The following is a 15,992-nucleotide window of genomic DNA, read 5'->3' as shown; positions in this document are numbered from 1 at the left end:
AGCTTCACCGTGTGGCCCAGCGCGATCAGTTCACGCGCCCAGTGATGCGCGCCACCGCACGCCTCCATGCCGATCACGCACGGCGGCCGGTTGACAAACCAGGCCAGGAATTTGGCGCGCTTGAACTGCACCCGCACGATCTCGCCGCTGGCGAGATCGACCGTGTGGATCTGGAACACCTGCTTGGCAATATCCACGCCGACGATGGAAGTTGTATCGTTCATCTTGGACCCTCCGGTTTGCCTTGTGGAAACCTCGGTTTACCACGCCTTGGGCACTTAGATGCCGTCGGCCCGGAGGGTCCACCCGACCCTCTCAGCACCGCTGACGAAGCGAGGTGGGAGGCGTCCATTCCATTTCTTTTGGTTACTTTTCTCTTGGCCACGCAAGAGAAAAGTGACTCGCCCTCCGCAGGAGGACGAAACGCTCTCAGGCTCTAAAGCCACAAACCAAACAGCAAAGCCAGAGCATCGCGACTGAAGTCACTCCCACAAGAGCTTCGCGCACAAGGTGCGCTCCTACAAAATCAGCAAGAGCAACAACACAAACGGGCAAGGGCGCCGGGCCCGGCCTGCGCCGAGGCGACGGGGAATGATTGGTCCGCGAGCATCCATCCCTCACCCCGCGGGGTTGAGATCAGCCTACGTCCGGCCTCAGCGATCCCGGTTTCACCAGCCAGCGCACCGCCAAAATACCCAACTCATAAAGCAGGCACATCGGGATGCCCAGCATCAGCATCGAGGTGATGTCCGGTGGCGTGATCAGCGCGGCGATCGCGAACGCGCCGACGATCGCGTAGCGGCGACCGCTGCGCAGTTTCTCCAGATCGACGATGCCGACCGCCGCAAGTATCACCACCGCCACCGGCACCTCGAAGCACAACCCGAACGCGAAGAACATCAGCATCACGAAATCGAGGTAGTGCGTGATGTCGGTCATCATCTCCACACCTTGCGGGGTCACCGCGGTGAGGAAGCGAAACGCCGCCGGAAGCACCAGGAAATAAGCGAACGCGCCGCCGAGATAGAACAATCCCAGCGCCGCAACCAGCAAGGGTCGGGCGAGGCGCTTCTCGTGTTTGTACAGGCCCGGGCTGACGAACGCCCACAGCTGGTACAGGATGATCGGCATGCTGATGAAAAGAGCCGTATAGAAGGCCAGTTTCAACGGGGTGATGAAGGGACTGGTGACTTCGGTGGCAATCAGGTGCGCACCTTGCGGCAGTCGCGCGACCAGCGGCGCGGCCAGCTCGCTGTATAGCCGGTTCGCAAACGGCACCAGCGCGATCAGCACCAGCAACACGGTTGCCACGGCCTTGAGCAGACGCGAGCGCAGCTCAAGCAAATGAGAAAACAGCCCCTGCTGCAAACCCTCCGGCTCGGGCACGCCCGAATCAGGCGCGTTCAGTTCAGGTGTTGCCATGCGGAGATTCCCCGGTGGACATGGGCATCGCGGAAGGCGCGTCGAGCGGCAGCTCCGACTGCACGTTCGCCGGCGGCTCCTCATGGGGAACGATAGTGGCGCTCGCTTCCGTCGACGGCTTCAGGCTGACCATCTGGGCGACAGCGGCAAGCGGTTCGCGCACCTGGTTCAAGCCGTCCTTGATCTCGGTCTGCGCGGCTTCCGCGCGGGCAGCAGCCTCACGCGCAGTGCGTTTGATTTCCTCGATCTCCAACTCGCGCTCGACCTCGGCGCGAACGTTATCCCAGCCGCTGCGAACACGTCGCATCAGGGCGCCGGCGGTACGCGCGGCGCCAGGCAATTTTTCGGGGCCCAGCACGATCAACGCGATCAGGGCGAGCAACACCATTTTGCCGAGACTGATCTCGATCATTGCCGCGCTCCGCCCATCGCGCGCTTACTTGGTTTCGCTGGAGTCGCGCTGACTCTGCGTGGTGCTGGCACTGTCTGCCGGCGGCGGGTCGGCGCGCAAATGCTCCGCCGCCTTGCGCTGGGCTTCGGCTTCTTTCTGCTTCGCCTCGTCCTCACCGCTGAGACCTTTCTTGAAGTCGCGAATAGCGGCGCCAAGGTCCGGCCCGAGGTTGCGGATCTTCTTGGTGCCGAAGATCAGCAGCACGACCACCAGCAGGATGAGCCAATGCCAAATACTGTCAAAACCCATAATCAACCTCGAGGCAAATTCCAGCCAAGCTGCCCTGGCGCGGATCGCGCCGACACTTCCCGACAATTACTGCGAAGTGTACTCCTCAAGCCGATCCCGGAAATCGACCACCGGCCCCGGCACATTGCCAACGCCGCCTTCGAAGATCCGACGCGGGGTGACGCCTGCGCCATAAATGGCCTCATTCGCGTCGTAGTCGATGCGCAGTGCCGCGCCATCGATCGCCACACCGGCAAACAGGCCGCGGGCACGTGAATAGGAGTAGATCTCGGCTTTCATCTGTTCATCGGTTGATGCGCTGGTGGTACGCCCGACCGGGCCGGCCGCCGCCGAAGCATCGGCGCCCAAGGTGAATTTGCCGCGCACGATCGAATCCACGCCACGCTGGGTGCGAAATACCAGGATCACGTCGGTCGACGACACGCCGGCCTGAAAGCCCACGCTACCGCCGGTCATGCTGATGAAGCTGGGATTGGACCAGGTTCCGTCCGGGCCCTTGACCGAGATCAGGCCCTCGCCACGACGGCCACCGAAGATGAAACCGACCTTCAGCATGTCCGGGATCACCGCGATCGCGCGCGCCTCCTTCAGCAAATCCTGCGGGATCGCCTTGTCGGGCGCGTCCATGATGTCCTTGAGCACCCGCACGGCGTTGGTGGCGCGCACCAGCGGCGGATCTTCGGCGTGCACGGCCAGCGTCGGCAACAGCAGGGCCATACCGATCAGCAACAGGCGGTGCAATGGTGTCTTGAACATGGACAGCTCCAGGGAATAGGGCGAAGTCGGAAGACAAAGGCAGCGCGCCGAAGCGCACAAGGCTTGTGGCAGACTCCACAGCTGGTCCAGCCACAACTGCCACGATGCCACGCTATAACAACTATACCGGCCTTGCCGGCGATTCCCACGGACCACCCGTTCAGCCCGTTCAGGCTGGCGTACTGCTGGTGAATCTGGGTACGCCGACCGCTCCCACGGCGAAGGCGGTGCGCCCGTATCTGGCCGAATTTCTCGGCGATCCGCGGGTGATCGAATACCCGCGCTGGTTGTGGTGGTTGATCCTGCACGGCGTGATCCTGCGCACGCGGCCGGCGCGCTCGGCGCATGCTTACGCGCAGATCTGGACGAGTGAGGGTTCCCCACTACGTTTCGGCAGCGAAGCGCTGGCCACGGGCCTGCAAGCCGAATTGCTGCGACAGCGGCCGGGCAGCCCGATCCGCGTCGCACTGGCGATGCGCTACGGCGAGCCGTCGGTGGCGCATACGATCGAACGGATGCAGCGCGAGGGCGTGCGCCGCTTGCTGGTGCTGCCGTTGTATCCGCAGTATTCGGCCACCTCCACCGGCTCGGTGCTCGACGCGGTCGCCGACACGATCAAGACCCTGCGCTGGCCACCGGAGCTGCGCCTCATCAACGATTACCACGACGACTCCGGCCACATCGAGGCGCTGGCGCAAAGCATCGAACGCTGGTGGCAGACAAACGGCCGCGGCGACAAACTGTTGCTCTCGTTCCACGGCATTCCCGAGCGCTACGCGGATGCCGGCGATCCGTATTTCCAGCAGTGCCATGCCACCGCGCGATTGCTGCGCGAACGGCTCGGGCTGAGCGAAGATCGCTTGGTCGTCAGCTTCCAGTCTCGTGTTGGACGGGAACGCTGGCTGCAGCCGTACACCGACGCCAGCGTGCGCCAGCTCGCCGCCGACGGTGTGAAAAGACTCGACGTGGCCTGCCCCGGTTTCGCGGTGGATTGCCTTGAGACGCTGGAGGAAATCGCCATGCAGAACCGCGACTTCTTCATCGCCGCCGGCGGCCAGACGCTGCGCTACATCCCAGCACTCAACGACAGTGCCGAACAAGTCGGCAGCCTCGCTTCACTGATCTTGCGGCATACCCAGGGCTGGCCGGAATTCGCCACCGGCTTTCAACAGCCGCAGGCCACATGACCTCCCCGACCGAGCTGAGCATCGCGCTGCCACATCTCACGCTGCGCGCGCAGCGGTGGGGCGATGACGCGGCCCCGCCACTGCTGGCCTTGCATGGCTGGCTGGACAATGCGGGCAGCTTCGCGCGGCTGGCACCCTTGCTGGCCGCACGGTTCCGGGTGATCGCGCTGGAACTGCCTGGCCATGGTTACTCCGATCACCTGGCTGCTGGCGTCAGTTACCGCTACCTCGACTACGTGCAGGCCGTGCTCGACGCCGTCGATGCCTTGCAGTTGGAGCGCTATGCCCTGCTCGGCCATTCGCTGGGCGCTGGTATCGCCGCACTGGTCGCCGCTGCCACGCCCGGGCGGATCGAGAGACTGCTGATGATCGAAGGGCTCGGCCCGCTCGGCGACGATGGTTCACATACCTTGCAGCGCTTCCGTGACGCGTACGCGCCCCGTGGCGCCAATGGCAAACCGCTGCGGGTATTTCGCAGCATCGAGCAGGCCGCCAGCGCGCGCAGCATGGTCAGCGGCCTGCCTGCCGAACTGGCGCGGCCGATCGTCGAACGCGGCCTGATCGAAACCAAAGGCGGCTGGCGCTGGCGCAGCGACCCGCGGCTGACCCATCCCAGCCCCGTGCGTCTGGCCGATTCCCAGATCCATGCCCTGTTGCGCGGTATCGATGCGCCCAGCGCCTTGTTGCTGGCGCAACCGGCCACTTCGTATCTGCCCAGCGCACCGATGCAGGCACGTGCCGCGTGCGTACGGCAGCTCGCCGTGACGCACCTCGACGGCGGCCACCACCTGCACCTTGAGGACCCTACCGCTGTCGCCGCCTGGATCGACGCGGCAACGTAAGAGCCTGTCTCTAGTCTCCGAGTAGCCCGCGGAGACCAGAGACTGGCTTTACCGCGGCCTGCGCACGTGTAGCGTCAGCGCCATTCGGCTATCGTGCGTATCCCATCGCTTCGCCACGCCCCATGGATCAGTCGCCAACCCTCCCCGCTCCGCGCCACCGCGCCGCCCTCAACTTCATCTTTGTCACCGTCATGCTGGACATGCTGGCGTTCGGCATCATCATTCCGGTGTTGCCGCATCTGATCGTGCAATTGATCGGCGGCAGCATCTCGCGGGCCGCGGTGTGGTCAGGCGCATTCGGCGCACTGTTCATGCTGATGCAGTTTGTGTTTTCGCCGGTGCAGGGCGCGCTGTCGGATCGCTTCGGTCGACGCACAGTGATCCTGATCTCGAGCTTCGGCCTTGGCATCGACTTCATCGTGATGGCCATGGCGCCGGTGCTGTGGCTGCTGTTCGTCGGCCGCGCGGTATCCGGCGTGTGTGCGGCGAGTTTTTCCACCGCAAACGCCTACATCGCCGACATCACGCCGAAGGAAAAGCGCGCCGCCGCGTTCGGCACGCTGGGTGCAGCGTTCGGCATCGGCTTCATCGTCGGCCCGGCGCTGGGTGGCTTTCTCGGCCATCTGCATATCCGCCTTCCATTCTGGGTCGCCGCGGGGTTGTCGCTGATCAACTTCGGCTATGGCTATTTCGTATTGCCGGAATCGCTGCCGAAGGAAAAACGCAGCGCGCGCTTCGACTGGCGCCATGCGAACCCGTTCGGAGCGGTGGTACTGCTGCGGCGCTATCCGCAGGTGTTCGGGCTGGCGACGGTGTTTTTCCTGATCAACCTGGCGCAGTTCTCGCTGAACTCGACCTACGTCCTCTATACCGATTACCGCTACGGCTGGGGGCCACAGGCCGTGGGCTACACGCTGGGACTGGTGGGCCTTTGCAGCGGACTGGTGCAGGCCGTGCTGGTACGTCGGCTGATGCCGAAGCTGGGCGAGCAGCGCATGATCCTCGCTGGACTCTTGCTGTGCATCGTCGGTTACGTATGCTTCGGCTTCGCCTCGGTCGCATGGATGTTCTTGCTTGGCATCCCGTTCCTGTGTCTGGGGGGACTGGCCGGGCCGCCCGCACAGGCGATGATGACCCACCAGGTCGATCCGCATGAACAGGGCCGCCTGCAGGGTGCACTGACCAGTCTGGCCAGCCTCGCCGGCATCTTCGGCCCAGCATTGTTTGCGAACCTGTTTGCGCTGTTCATCAGTGACCACGCGCCGGTACAGCATCTGCCGGGCGCGGCCTTCGTGCTGGCCGCGCTGCTGCTGTTTGCCGCCGCGCTGATCGCCATGCGTGTGATCCGCCACACGCCAGTCGTTGCGCCATTGGCAACTGAAGGCGTCATCCCCATGACACCGTTCAACGAGTTTTCGTCCGAACCGCTTCCCCACGCTTCACTACCCCAAGATCCACCGGAGCAATCCCCATGACACTTTCGATGTATCAGGCGTCCGTCCCCGTTTTTGTCCGCGCCCTCGGCAACCTTGCCGACGTGCTGAAAAAAGGCGAGGCACATGCAAAGTCCAAGAACGTCACCGATGAAGTGCTGCTGCAGACGCGACTGATCCCCGACATGCTGCCACTGGTCAAGCAGGTGCAGATCGCGGCCGACATCGCCTGCCGTGGCGCCGCCCGCCTGGCCGGTGCCGAGCCGATGTCGTTCGAGGACAACGAAACCACGCTGGAGCAGATCTACTCCCGCATCGACCGTGCGATCGAATACATCAAGACGTTCAAGCCCGAGCAGATCGACGGCAGCGAGGCCCGCACGGTCGTCATGAAAACGCGTACTGGCGAGGTGACTTTCGAAGGTCAGGCTTACCTGCTGGGCTTCGTCATCCCGAACGTGTTCTTCCATTGCACCACCGCGTACAACATTCTGCGCGTGGCCGGCACCGAAATCGGCAAGACGGATTTCATCGGTCAAGCGTGATCGAAAGGGTATCTGGGGGAGCGATGGCGGCTCGATATGCTGTCAAAGCATCGCGACTGAAGTCGCTCCCACAGAACCCGTGAACTGCCTGAGACCGTCACGCCAGCGCGATATCTGCGAAAATCCGCTGGCTTGTCTTCTGGATTCTGGCAAATGTTGCGACTGACCGACCTCAAATTGCCGCTGGATCATCCCGAGGATGCGCTGACCCGGGCGATCCTCGAGCGGCTGGATATCGAGGCGGCGGCGCTGACCAGTTACACCATCGCCAAGCGCAGCTATGACGCACGCAAACGCGGCGCGATCCTGCTGATCTACGCACTGGATATTGAAACGACGCGCGAGGCCGAGTTGTTGCGGCGCTTCGCCGATGACGTGCACGTCCAGTCCACGCCGGACACGAACTATCACTTTGTCACCCGCGCGCCAGCTGAGCTGAAGCTGCGTCCGATCGTTATCGGCACCGGTCCGTGTGGACTGTTCGCGGGATTGCTGCTGGCTCAGATGGGCTTCCGTCCGATCATCCTGGATCGCGGCAAGGCAGTACGCGAACGCACCAAGGACACCTGGGACCTGTGGCGCAAGCGCAACCTGCATCCCGAATCCAATGTGCAGTTCGGCGAGGGCGGTGCCGGCACGTTTTCCGACGGCAAGCTGTACAGCCAGATCCGCGATCCGCTGCACCACGGCCGCAAGGTGCTCGCCGAGTTCGTCAAGGCCGGTGCGCCGGATGAAATCCTCTACGTCAGCAAGCCGCACATCGGCACGTTCCGGCTGGTGACGATGGTGGAGAACATGCGTGCCACGATCGAATCGCTGGGCGGCGAAATCCGCTTCGGCGAACGCGTCGATGACTTGCAGGTCGAGACCGACGCTGGCGGCCAACGTCACGTGCGCGGCGTAACGCTGGCCAGCGGCGAGCAGATCCGCGCCGATCATGTGGTGCTGGCAGTCGGCCATAGTGCACGCGACACGTTCGAGATGCTGTACGCACGTGGCGTGTATCTGGAGGCCAAGCCCTTCTCGATCGGCTTTCGCATCGAACACCCGCAGTCGATCATCGACCGCGCGCGCTTTGGCCCACAGGCCGGCCATCCGTTGCTTGGCGCCGCCGACTACAAGCTGGTGCACCACTGCAAGGGTAGCCACGTCGGCAACGGACGCTCGGTCTACAGCTTCTGCATGTGCCCCGGCGGCACCGTGGTGGCGGCCACCAGCGAGCCCGGCCGCGTGGTGACGAATGGCATGAGCCAGTATTCGCGCAACGAACGCAACGCGAATGCCGCGATTGTGGTCGGCATCGAGCCATCCGATTTTGCGACCTACGATGACAGCGGCAGTCCACTGGCCGGTATCGCGTTGCAACGCGCGCTGGAAAGCCATGCCTATGTACTCGGTGGCGAAAACTACAATGCGCCAGGCCAGCTGGTTGGCGACTTCATCACGGCGCGCGCCTCGCAGGAATTCGGCGACGTGCAGCCCTCGTTCAAGCCCGGCGTAACCCTCGGCAGTCTCGACAGCGCCCTGCCCGATTACGCAATCGCTGCCATCCGCGAGGCCCTGCCCGCGTTCGATCGCCAGATCAAGGGTTTTGCCCTGCACGATGCGGTACTCACCGGCGTTGAAACTCGCACTTCCTCACCCGTGCGGATCAAGCGTGACGACAGCCTGCAAAGCCTCAACACCACCGGCCTTTATCCCGCCGGCGAAGGTGCCGGCTACGCCGGCGGGATTCTCTCGGCCGCGGTCGATGGCATCAGGATCGCCGAAGCCGTGGCCTTGAGCATCACGGGAAGCTGAGACCCGCTGGACGTTCTCGCGTAGCGACGCAGCGTTGCCGATTGATTGTCCGTTTCGTGACCGCATATTGGAGCCCAACATGTGACGTGCGCTGTGCGCGTCGCCGCGAGGATCTCCGATGCCCAACGAAACCAAACCCGCCCCACTCCGGATCGATTTTGTCTCCGATGTCTCCTGCCCATGGTGTGCGATCGGCTTGACCGCGCTGGAGCAGGCACTGGCGAACCTCGGCGACGAGGTCACCGCAGAAATCCATTTTCAGCCGTTCGAACTGAATCCGCAGATGCCACCGGAGGGCGAGGATTCCACCGAACATCTGGTCAATAAATACGGCAGCACGCCCGAACAGCTCGCCATTAATCGCGAGGCGATCCGCGCTCGCGGTGCATCGCTGGGCTTCGAGTTCCGCATGGACCGGCGCAACCGTATCTACAACACATTCGATGCGCACCGACTGCTGCACTGGGCCGAACTGGAAGGCCGGCACATTCCGCTGAAACACGCGCTGTTACGCGCCTATTTCACCGACGGCGAGGATGTGAGTGCGCACGACACGCTGCAGCGTCTGGCCGGCGAAGTGGGGCTGGATACCGAACGCGCGCAGCAGATTCTTTCCAGTGACACGTATGCCGGCGAAGTGCGCGCGCAGGAAAGGTCGTACATGGAACGTGGCATCCACTCGGTGCCGGCCACCATCATCAATGGCCGCCACCTGATCTCCGGCGGACAGCCACCGGAAGCGTTCGAGCAGGCATTGCGGCAGATCAGCGCAGAGCTGCCGCGCTAACCGGCACGCCGACTCACTCAGTGTCGGCGTGAGCTTGCAGCCAATGCCCGATCGGTGACGGGTGACCCAGCAGATAGCCTTGCCCCAGCTCGCAACCCATCGCCATCAGTGCGTTGCGCTGGGCCTGGGTTTCGATGCCTTCGGCGATCACCTGGATGTTCAAGGCGCGCGCCAGCGCAAGAATCGCCGCCACCACGGTGGTGCTGTTGGTGTTGCGGTCCTTGTCCAGTTCCTCCACGAACGCGCGATCGATTTTCAGCATGCGCAACGGCAGTGAATGCAGATAGCTGAGCGACGAATAGCCGGTGCCGAAATCGTCGAGCGCCGCGCCCACGCCGGCCAGGCGCAAACGATCGAGCGTCGCGCGCACGCGCTCGGGATTGTCCAGCAGGGCCCCTTCAGTGACTTCCGCGATCAGGCGTGAAGCAGGCAAGCCGGTGGACTCGAGCAGGCAAATCAGACGCGCGTCGAAATCCGCGTGGCGCAGATGCAGCGCCGAGACGTTGAACGTCATGAAAGTATCATCAGGACCGTGCCGCGCAAGCAGGCGACAGCTGAGCTCGAAGATGCGCCAGTCGATTGCCTCGATCAGGCCGCTGTCCTCGGCAATCTTGACGAAGTCCGCCGGCTTTAGCAGACCGCGCTGCGGGTGATTCCAGCGGATCAGCGCCTCATAGCCTACGACCTGACCATCATCGAGGCGGCAGATCGGCTGAAAGTACGGTTCGAACTGATCGTTCTGCAACGCCCGGCGCAGCTCCACTTCCATCGCCAGCACGTCGACCACATTCTTTGCCAGCGTCTCGTCGAACAGTTCGAAGCGCTTGCGGCCGAGATCCTTCGCTCGATACAGCGCAATGTCGGCGTCGCGCAGCACCTCGTCGGCCGTCTGGTAATGGCTATCGCCGATCGCGATACCCACGCTGGCGGTAGGTTGCAGTTCTTTGCCGGCAACCAGCATCGGGGTTCCGAGGGAGTCCAGCACGCGCTGAGCCACGGCCATGACATCGGCCGGCATCTGCACATCCTCCAGCAGGATCGCGAACTCATCACCGGCCAATCGCGCCACCAGGTCCGGATGGCGCACGCAGCTTGCGAGACGCGTGGCGACCTCTTTCAACACCTCGTCGCCGGCCAGGTGTCCGAGGCTGTCATTGATGATCTTGAAACGGTCGACATCCAGGTATAGCAGCGCGCAACGCCGGTGCGGTTCCTGCTTGATCGCGGAAAGTACGCGATCGATGCGGTCACGCAGAAAGCCGCGGTTGGGCAGCCCGGTCAGCGAATCATGCATGACCTGATGCTTGAGCTGGTCCTGGATGCGTTCGCGCTCGATGATTTCCTTGCGCAACGCCTGTGTGCGCTCTTCCACCCTGTGTTCGAGCTGTTCGTAGGCGCGTCGCAGGGATTCGGCGGAGCGACGCCGGGTGAGGCTGTTGGCAATCTGCGACGCGACGAAGCTGAGCAGCTCCTGATCCGCCAGGCCGTAGACCACCGAAGCGCTGTAGCTCTGCACCGTGACCAATCCGATCGTCTCGTCGCCGACGATCAACGGCACGCCCAGCCAGCACATCGCTGGTGCGCCGGAACGCCCCTGCGCGATCTCGCCCTGCCGCACGAGTTCCTCGATGTCTGCGTTGTCGGCGCGCACCGGCACGCCACGACGCAGCACATATTCGCTCAGGCCACGTCCCAGCGGGCGCACGGCCGGTGGCAATTTGACTTCATCCACGGAGTACGGAAACGTCAACTGCTGGCGATCGTCGGAGAGCAGCGCGATGAAGAAATTTTCCGCATTCAGCAACTCGCCAACCACCGCATGCACACGCCGGTAGAATTCTTCCTGATCGATATCCGCAGTGGCCAGCTGCGCAATCTGAAACAAGGCCGCCTGCAGATGCTCGGCACGTTTGCGCTCGATGATTTCCAGTTGCAGTCCGCGATTCGCCTCGGCCAGCTGCAACGTGCGCAGGCGCACCCGCTTTTCCAGGTCCTCCTTGGTCTGCTTGCGCTCCAGTGCGGTAAGGATGTGGCTGCCGACAAACTCCAGCAGCGCCAGGTCTTCGTCCGAATAGCCGATGTTCTGCTGGTAGCTCTGCACCACCAGCGCGCCGCCGGGCTGACCGTCGCGCAGCATCGGTACACCGAGCCAGTCGAAGCTGTCTGAGCCGATCATGGCCATCGGCCCCGGCACCTGACTGCGCAGCTCCTCGGCACTGCCCATGCGTGCCTTGCCGTCGGTGATCACATACCAGGTCAGCGTATGCTCGATCGCGCTCAACGGCAGATCCTGGCCATTGCCGGGCGAAGTCGGGTCCTCGACATCGATGAAATACAGGAAGCGGATCGTATCCAGCTCGGTATTGCGCGTGACGATGAAAAAATTTTCCGCGTACATCAACGTGCTGACGATGGCGTGGATGCCACGCAACATGTCCGGCATGTCCCGCTCGGAGCCGGCCAGATCGGAAATCGCGAACAGCGCGCGCTGCAGCGCTTCGGAACGCTCCAGCTGCTGATGCGAATGCTGCAGCTTGAACCACTCCAGTGACCGGCGCAGATGCTGACCGGCAAGCTGCAGCGCGGCCTCCAACTCGTCCAGAAAATCCCCGACATCGTGCCCCGGCTGCAAGCTCAACAGCAGCAGCGCTGATTCGGGCTGCTCGCACAGGCGAATCGCGACACGGCGCTGATCCGGGCTCCAGTGCGGCGAGTCTGATTTGCTGGCGTCGCGCAACCACGGCCAATCGGCTGGATCGATCCGCGCTGACGGAACGCTGCTATAGGTGGCCGGCTGCTCCAGACCCCACAGCACGCAGGCGGCATGGCAACCCTGCCGGGCCTGCACCAGGCCAGCAATCACCTCGGCCACCTCGTATGGCGTCTGGTCCGCCGTCAGGTGAGCCAGCCATGTCAGCTGCAACGAGCCGTCGAACAACGTCGACTCAACAGCATCCGCGTGCTTCATCGATAGAGCTCCCCCCAGCCCGACCCCGCTAGCATCCGGCATCAGCATACCCCCTCAATACGCGCGACAGCGCTGGCGTAGCACCAGCAGGAACCTGCCGGACACGCAATACCGATAAACTGCCCCTCTTACATCCAGCCATGTTGCACTCCGGCACGTCGCCGCCTTGCGCCGGCGATTCCCGGTGGCTGACGGCATCCGTGCCCATGTTTCATGCATAACCCGCGCCACAGGTTTCTTCACCATGCTCGCCGATACCACCAAAGACGCCATACGCGCCGCTTATGCACGCCTGAAAGACGGCCTGCCGGGCTTTCGCGCACGCGCCTCGCAGGGAAGGATGATTGCCGAGGTGGCTCGGGCACTGGGCAAGACCGGTGGGGTGGCCGTGATCGAGGCGCCGACCGGCACTGGCAAGTCGATGGCCTATCTGATTGCCGGCGTGGAAGTGGCGCGCTTCCAGAAGAAGAAGCTATTGATCGCCACCGCCACGGTGGCGCTGCAGGAACAGCTGGTACAACGGGACATCCCGCTGTATCTGAAGCTCAACGGCATCGAGGCGAAAGTGGCCTTGGCCAAGGGCCGCGGGCGTTACCTGTGCCCGCGCAACCTGCGCATGGCGGCGAACAGCCTCAACGACTCCGGGCAGATGGGCCTGGCCGGCTTCGATGCGGATCTGGCGCTGTGGCTTAAGCCGCCCCAGCCACGCGACAAGCAGGCGCTGGGCAAATTGAGCGCAGCGTTCGACAACGGCGAGTGGAACGGCGACATGGACAGCGCACCGGAGGCAGTCAGCGACCTGTTGCGTCCGATGGTGACCACCAGCGCCGGTGGCTGCACCGGGCGCAAGTGCGGTCAGTTCATGATCTGCCCGTTCTTCGCCGCACGCCGCGCGGTGGACGATGCTGAAATCATCGTGGCCAACCAGGATCTGGTGCTGGCCGACCTCACCATGCCGGGCGAGGATGAGGGCTGGGGCGGAGTGATCCTGCCACGCCCGGACGAGACGCTGTACATCTTCGACGAAGGCCATCACGTGCCGGGCAAGGCGATCGATCGCGGTGCCGCCGAGGTGTACATGAGCGTTACCGTGCGCCAGCTGAGCCGGCTCGGGCGGCAGGTGCACGCCGCGTATTCGCTCACCGACAAGCAGACTTTGGGCAAGCTGTCGCTGGATGCCGGCGACGCGAAACTGCAGGAGCTCAGCAATGCGCTGGAGGAGCTTGAGAAAGACATCCGCCTCGGCTGGCTACCCGATCCCGCCGAGGCCGAGCCCATGTACCGCGGCTCGCTCGGTCAGCTGCCGGAGCCGTGGGTTGAGCATGCGCGGGTGCTAAACCTGTGCACTGGTGAAGTGCAACGCTGGCTCACCGCCGTACGCCGTGCCGTGGTCGAGATGACCGACGGCGGCCCGACCCAGGAGGCGTTGTCGCGGGAACTGGGGATCGCGCTCGAACGCATCGGCAAGCAGGCAAGCACGTGGCGCGCCTGGTCGAGCGACGATGCCGATAACGCGCCGCCGCTGGCGCGCTGGGTCACGCTGGGTGGCGATCAGCAACTGGTCTGTCATGCCTCGGCAGTATCTGCTGGCGGCTTGCTGCGCAGCGTGCTGTGGGGTAACGCCAGTGGTGTCGTGATGACCTCGGCAACCCTGAGCGCAGGCGGCAACTTCCGCGGCTTCGCCGATGCTGTCGGCCTGCCTGATGATGCCGTGACAATGAGCCTGCCGTCGCCTTTCGACCTCGCCGTGCAGGCACGACTGGAAGTGCCGGCGATGCGCACGCTGCCGGACGCACGCGAAGCGCATGCCGAGGAAATCAGCGAATGGCTGGCCGACAACCTCGACTGGGACGCTGGAAATCTGGTGTTGTTCACCTCGCGCGCGAAGCTCGATCGCGTGCTTCAGAAACTGCCCATCGCGCAGGTGCGCAAGGTGCGTGCGCAAGGCTCGTTGGGAAAATCGCAGCTGGTCGCCGAACACATCGCCGACATCGAAGCCGGCAAGGGCAGCACGCTGTTTGGCCTCGCCTCGTTTGGGGAAGGCCTCGACCTGCCCGGCAAGCTGTGCGAGACGGTCGTGATCACGCAGTTGCCGTTCGCCGTGCCCACCGATCCCGTCGGTGCGACGTATGCCGAATGGCTGGAATCGCGCGGGCGCAACCCCTTCATCGAGGTTAGCGTGCCTGAAGCAACGCGACTGCTGACCCAGTATTGTGGCAGGCTGATTCGCAACGAAACTGACCGCGGTCGCATCGTGCTGCTCGACCGCCGCGTGGTGACCAAGCGCTATGGCAGCGGCATGCTCAAGGCCTTGCCACCGTTTGAACGCGTGATCGAGAGGAGCGCATGAACTCGTCGATCATCCGCGCACAGGATTGTCCGCCGCAACCGTGGAAGAATGGCCTCGGGACCACGCGTGAAATAGCCGTCCATCCGACCGGCGCCAGCGGCGAAGATATCCTGTGGCGCGTGAGCATCGCCGAGGTCGACAGCGCCGCGCCGTTCTCCTCCTTCCCCGGTATCGACCGCCATATTGCGCTGCTCGACGGCGCCGGCTTCACGATGACGCTGGACGACGGCCGCATGCACGCGCTGACGACGCCGTTCGTACCGTTCGCCTTCGCCGGTGAGAGCAAAGTGGCGGTGACGCTCACTGATGGCCCCACCCGTGACTTCAATCTGATGGTGCGCCGAACGCAGGTACGTGGCGCAGTGCAGGTATGGCAAGAGCCGGGAGCCCATCCGCTTACCCCCGAGGTTGTCCTGATCTATGCCGTCCACGGCGATATCGAGACCGTCGACGGCATGCTGCACACCGGCGATGCATGGCTGGCGCATGCGCCAGCTACCGGCCACATCATGCTGCGGGACGGTGCATTGGCGTTCGCCATCGGCATTCGGCGCACGGCCTGACGGACGCCTATACTCGCCGCACCGCTGCGATGAGGTGACCCCCCATGCTGATGCTGATCCTTGGCCTGCTGATCTTTCTTGGTGCGCACTCGCTGCGCATCTTCGCGGACGGCTGGCGCGAACGACAGATCGCGCGACTCGGCGCGAAACGCTGGAAGGGTTTGTTCGCGCTGGTTTCGCTGATCGGCTTCGTGTTGATTTGCTGGGGCTTCGGGTTGGCGCGTCAGCAGCCGGTAGTGCTTTACGTCCCGCCGATGTGGCTGCGTCATCTCAATGCACCGTTCACGCTGATCGCATTCGTGCTGTTTTTCGCCGCGCGCGTGCCGGGCAATCACTTCAAGGCAAAACTCGGCCACCCGCAGGTACTGGCGGTGAAGGTATGGGCATTCGGCCACCTGCTTGCGACCGGCATGTTGCATGACATCGTGTTATTCGGCGCTTTCCTGGTATGGGCGATCGTGCTGTTCGCGGTATCGCGCCGCCGTGACCGACTGGCGGGCACCACGTATCCGCCGGGTACGGTCAGGGGTGACGCGTTGACTCTGCTGATCGGGGTCGTGGCCTGGGTCATCTTCGCGTGCTGGCTGCACCTGTGGCTGATTGGCGTGAGTCCGATGGGCTGAGCGCCTGAACCGGCTC

Annotated in this window: 13 protein-coding genes and 2 pseudogenes; 9 read left to right on the top strand and 6 right to left on the bottom strand. The window is 63.7% G+C overall.

Annotation, left to right across the window (positions count from 1 at the left end):
• The 5 genes and pseudogenes from HDE77_RS16120 to HDE77_RS16100 form a co-directional block, all read right to left on the bottom strand.
• Nucleotides 1-224, bottom strand: a pseudogene (locus HDE77_RS16120) (IS110 family transposase); the annotation flags it as partial.
• Nucleotides 225-636: 412 nt separating this feature from the next.
• Nucleotides 637-1,422 carry a twin-arginine translocase subunit TatC gene (gene tatC, locus HDE77_RS16115; RefSeq protein ID WP_184418935.1) on the bottom strand — a complete coding sequence of 262 codons (786 nt, stop codon included), beginning with the start codon at nt 1,420-1,422 and terminating at the stop codon, nt 637-639.
• Entirely contained in the window at nt 1,409-1,834 is a 426-nt protein-coding gene (tatB, locus tag HDE77_RS16110; RefSeq protein WP_184418934.1) for a Sec-independent protein translocase protein TatB, read from the bottom strand. Before tatB ends, tatC begins: the two co-directional genes overlap by 14 nt.
• Before the next feature lie 24 nt (nt 1,835-1,858).
• Nucleotides 1,859-2,122 carry a Sec-independent protein translocase subunit TatA gene (tatA, locus tag HDE77_RS16105; RefSeq protein ID WP_184418933.1) on the bottom strand — a complete coding sequence of 88 codons (264 nt, stop codon included), beginning with the start codon at nt 2,120-2,122 and terminating at the stop codon, nt 1,859-1,861.
• Between the two features lie 66 nt (nt 2,123-2,188).
• Nucleotides 2,189-2,878, bottom strand: a complete 690-nt coding sequence (locus tag HDE77_RS16100) for a lipid-binding SYLF domain-containing protein (protein ID WP_184418932.1) — start codon at nt 2,876-2,878, stop codon at nt 2,189-2,191.
• 104 nt (nt 2,879-2,982) lie between these two features.
• Between HDE77_RS16100 and hemH the strand changes: the two genes are divergently transcribed.
• The 6 genes and pseudogenes from hemH (at nt 2,983) to HDE77_RS16070 (ending at nt 9,472) form a co-directional block, all read left to right on the top strand.
• Nucleotides 2,983-4,065, top strand: coding sequence for a ferrochelatase (gene hemH / locus HDE77_RS16095; protein WP_184418931.1), 1,083 nt, complete (start codon nt 2,983-2,985; stop codon nt 4,063-4,065).
• The gene (locus tag HDE77_RS16090) at nt 4,062-4,907 is read left to right on the top strand and encodes an alpha/beta hydrolase (protein WP_184418930.1); all 846 of its coding nucleotides are present in this window, start codon (nt 4,062-4,064) and stop codon (nt 4,905-4,907) included. Before hemH ends, HDE77_RS16090 begins: the two co-directional genes overlap by 4 nt.
• A 68-nt stretch (nt 4,908-4,975) precedes the next feature.
• A pseudogene (locus tag HDE77_RS16085) lies at nt 4,976-6,382 on the top strand (TCR/Tet family MFS transporter); the annotation flags it as partial.
• Complete coding sequence (locus HDE77_RS16080) at nt 6,379-6,885, top strand: DUF1993 domain-containing protein (protein ID WP_184418929.1); 507 nt, start codon at nt 6,379-6,381, stop codon at nt 6,883-6,885. The pseudogene HDE77_RS16085 and the gene HDE77_RS16080, both read left to right, overlap by 4 nt.
• 153 nt (nt 6,886-7,038) lie before the next feature.
• A complete protein-coding gene (locus HDE77_RS16075; RefSeq protein WP_184418928.1) occupies nt 7,039-8,685 on the top strand; it encodes an NAD(P)/FAD-dependent oxidoreductase in 1,647 nt (548 codons plus the stop codon).
• 118 nt (nt 8,686-8,803) lie between these two features.
• A complete protein-coding gene (locus tag HDE77_RS16070) occupies nt 8,804-9,472 on the top strand; it encodes a DsbA family oxidoreductase (RefSeq protein WP_184418927.1) in 669 nt (222 codons plus the stop codon).
• A gap of 13 nt (nt 9,473-9,485) precedes the next feature.
• Here the strand turns inward: HDE77_RS16070 and HDE77_RS16065 are convergent, their stop codons facing one another.
• Complete coding sequence (locus HDE77_RS16065; RefSeq protein ID WP_184418926.1) at nt 9,486-12,440, bottom strand: EAL domain-containing protein; 2,955 nt, start codon at nt 12,438-12,440, stop codon at nt 9,486-9,488.
• A 244-nt stretch (nt 12,441-12,684) separates the two neighbouring features.
• Between HDE77_RS16065 and dinG the strand changes: the two genes are divergently transcribed.
• From dinG to HDE77_RS16050, 3 genes are read left to right on the top strand one after another with little or no spacing between them, the layout of a single operon-like run.
• On the top strand, nt 12,685-14,790 hold the full coding sequence (gene dinG / locus HDE77_RS16060; RefSeq protein WP_184418925.1) for an ATP-dependent DNA helicase DinG: 2,106 nt from the start codon (nt 12,685-12,687) through the stop codon (nt 14,788-14,790).
• The gene (locus HDE77_RS16055) at nt 14,787-15,353 is read left to right on the top strand and encodes a HutD family protein (RefSeq protein WP_184418924.1); all 567 of its coding nucleotides are present in this window, start codon (nt 14,787-14,789) and stop codon (nt 15,351-15,353) included. Before dinG ends, HDE77_RS16055 begins: the two co-directional genes overlap by 4 nt.
• 44 nt (nt 15,354-15,397) lie before the next feature.
• The gene (locus HDE77_RS16050; RefSeq protein WP_184418923.1) at nt 15,398-15,976 is read left to right on the top strand and encodes an NnrU family protein; all 579 of its coding nucleotides are present in this window, start codon (nt 15,398-15,400) and stop codon (nt 15,974-15,976) included.
• The last annotated feature ends 16 nt before the right edge of the window (nt 15,977-15,992 follow it).

Source organism: Rhodanobacter sp. MP7CTX1 (assembly GCF_014205795.1).
In the GTDB taxonomy this organism is placed as follows: Bacteria; Pseudomonadota; Gammaproteobacteria; order Xanthomonadales; family Rhodanobacteraceae; genus Rhodanobacter.
Note: the sequence above shows the minus strand (reverse complement) of the source record. Positions and strands in the feature narration are given on the sequence as shown.

What these genes read in the sequence shown, in the direction of transcription:
- tatC (WP_184418935.1), bottom strand. Translation starts at nt 1,422, where the DNA reads ATGGCAACACCTGAACTGAACGCGCCTGATTCGGGCGTGCCCGAGCCG.
- tatB (WP_184418934.1), bottom strand. Translation starts at nt 1,834, where the DNA reads ATGATCGAGATCAGTCTCGGCAAAATGGTGTTGCTCGCCCTGATCGCG.
- tatA (WP_184418933.1), bottom strand. Translation starts at nt 2,122, where the DNA reads ATGGGTTTTGACAGTATTTGGCATTGGCTCATCCTGCTGGTGGTCGTG.
- HDE77_RS16100 (WP_184418932.1), bottom strand. Translation starts at nt 2,878, where the DNA reads ATGTTCAAGACACCATTGCACCGCCTGTTGCTGATCGGTATGGCCCTG.
- hemH (WP_184418931.1), top strand. Translation starts at nt 2,983, where the DNA reads ATGCCACGCTATAACAACTATACCGGCCTTGCCGGCGATTCCCACGGA.
- HDE77_RS16090 (WP_184418930.1), top strand. Translation starts at nt 4,062, where the DNA reads ATGACCTCCCCGACCGAGCTGAGCATCGCGCTGCCACATCTCACGCTG.
- HDE77_RS16080 (WP_184418929.1), top strand. Translation starts at nt 6,379, where the DNA reads ATGACACTTTCGATGTATCAGGCGTCCGTCCCCGTTTTTGTCCGCGCC.
- HDE77_RS16075 (WP_184418928.1), top strand. Translation starts at nt 7,039, where the DNA reads ATGTTGCGACTGACCGACCTCAAATTGCCGCTGGATCATCCCGAGGAT.
- HDE77_RS16070 (WP_184418927.1), top strand. Translation starts at nt 8,804, where the DNA reads ATGCCCAACGAAACCAAACCCGCCCCACTCCGGATCGATTTTGTCTCC.
- HDE77_RS16065 (WP_184418926.1), bottom strand. Translation starts at nt 12,440, where the DNA reads ATGAAGCACGCGGATGCTGTTGAGTCGACGTTGTTCGACGGCTCGTTG.
- dinG (WP_184418925.1), top strand. Translation starts at nt 12,685, where the DNA reads ATGCTCGCCGATACCACCAAAGACGCCATACGCGCCGCTTATGCACGC.
- HDE77_RS16055 (WP_184418924.1), top strand. Translation starts at nt 14,787, where the DNA reads ATGAACTCGTCGATCATCCGCGCACAGGATTGTCCGCCGCAACCGTGG.
- HDE77_RS16050 (WP_184418923.1), top strand. Translation starts at nt 15,398, where the DNA reads ATGCTGATGCTGATCCTTGGCCTGCTGATCTTTCTTGGTGCGCACTCG.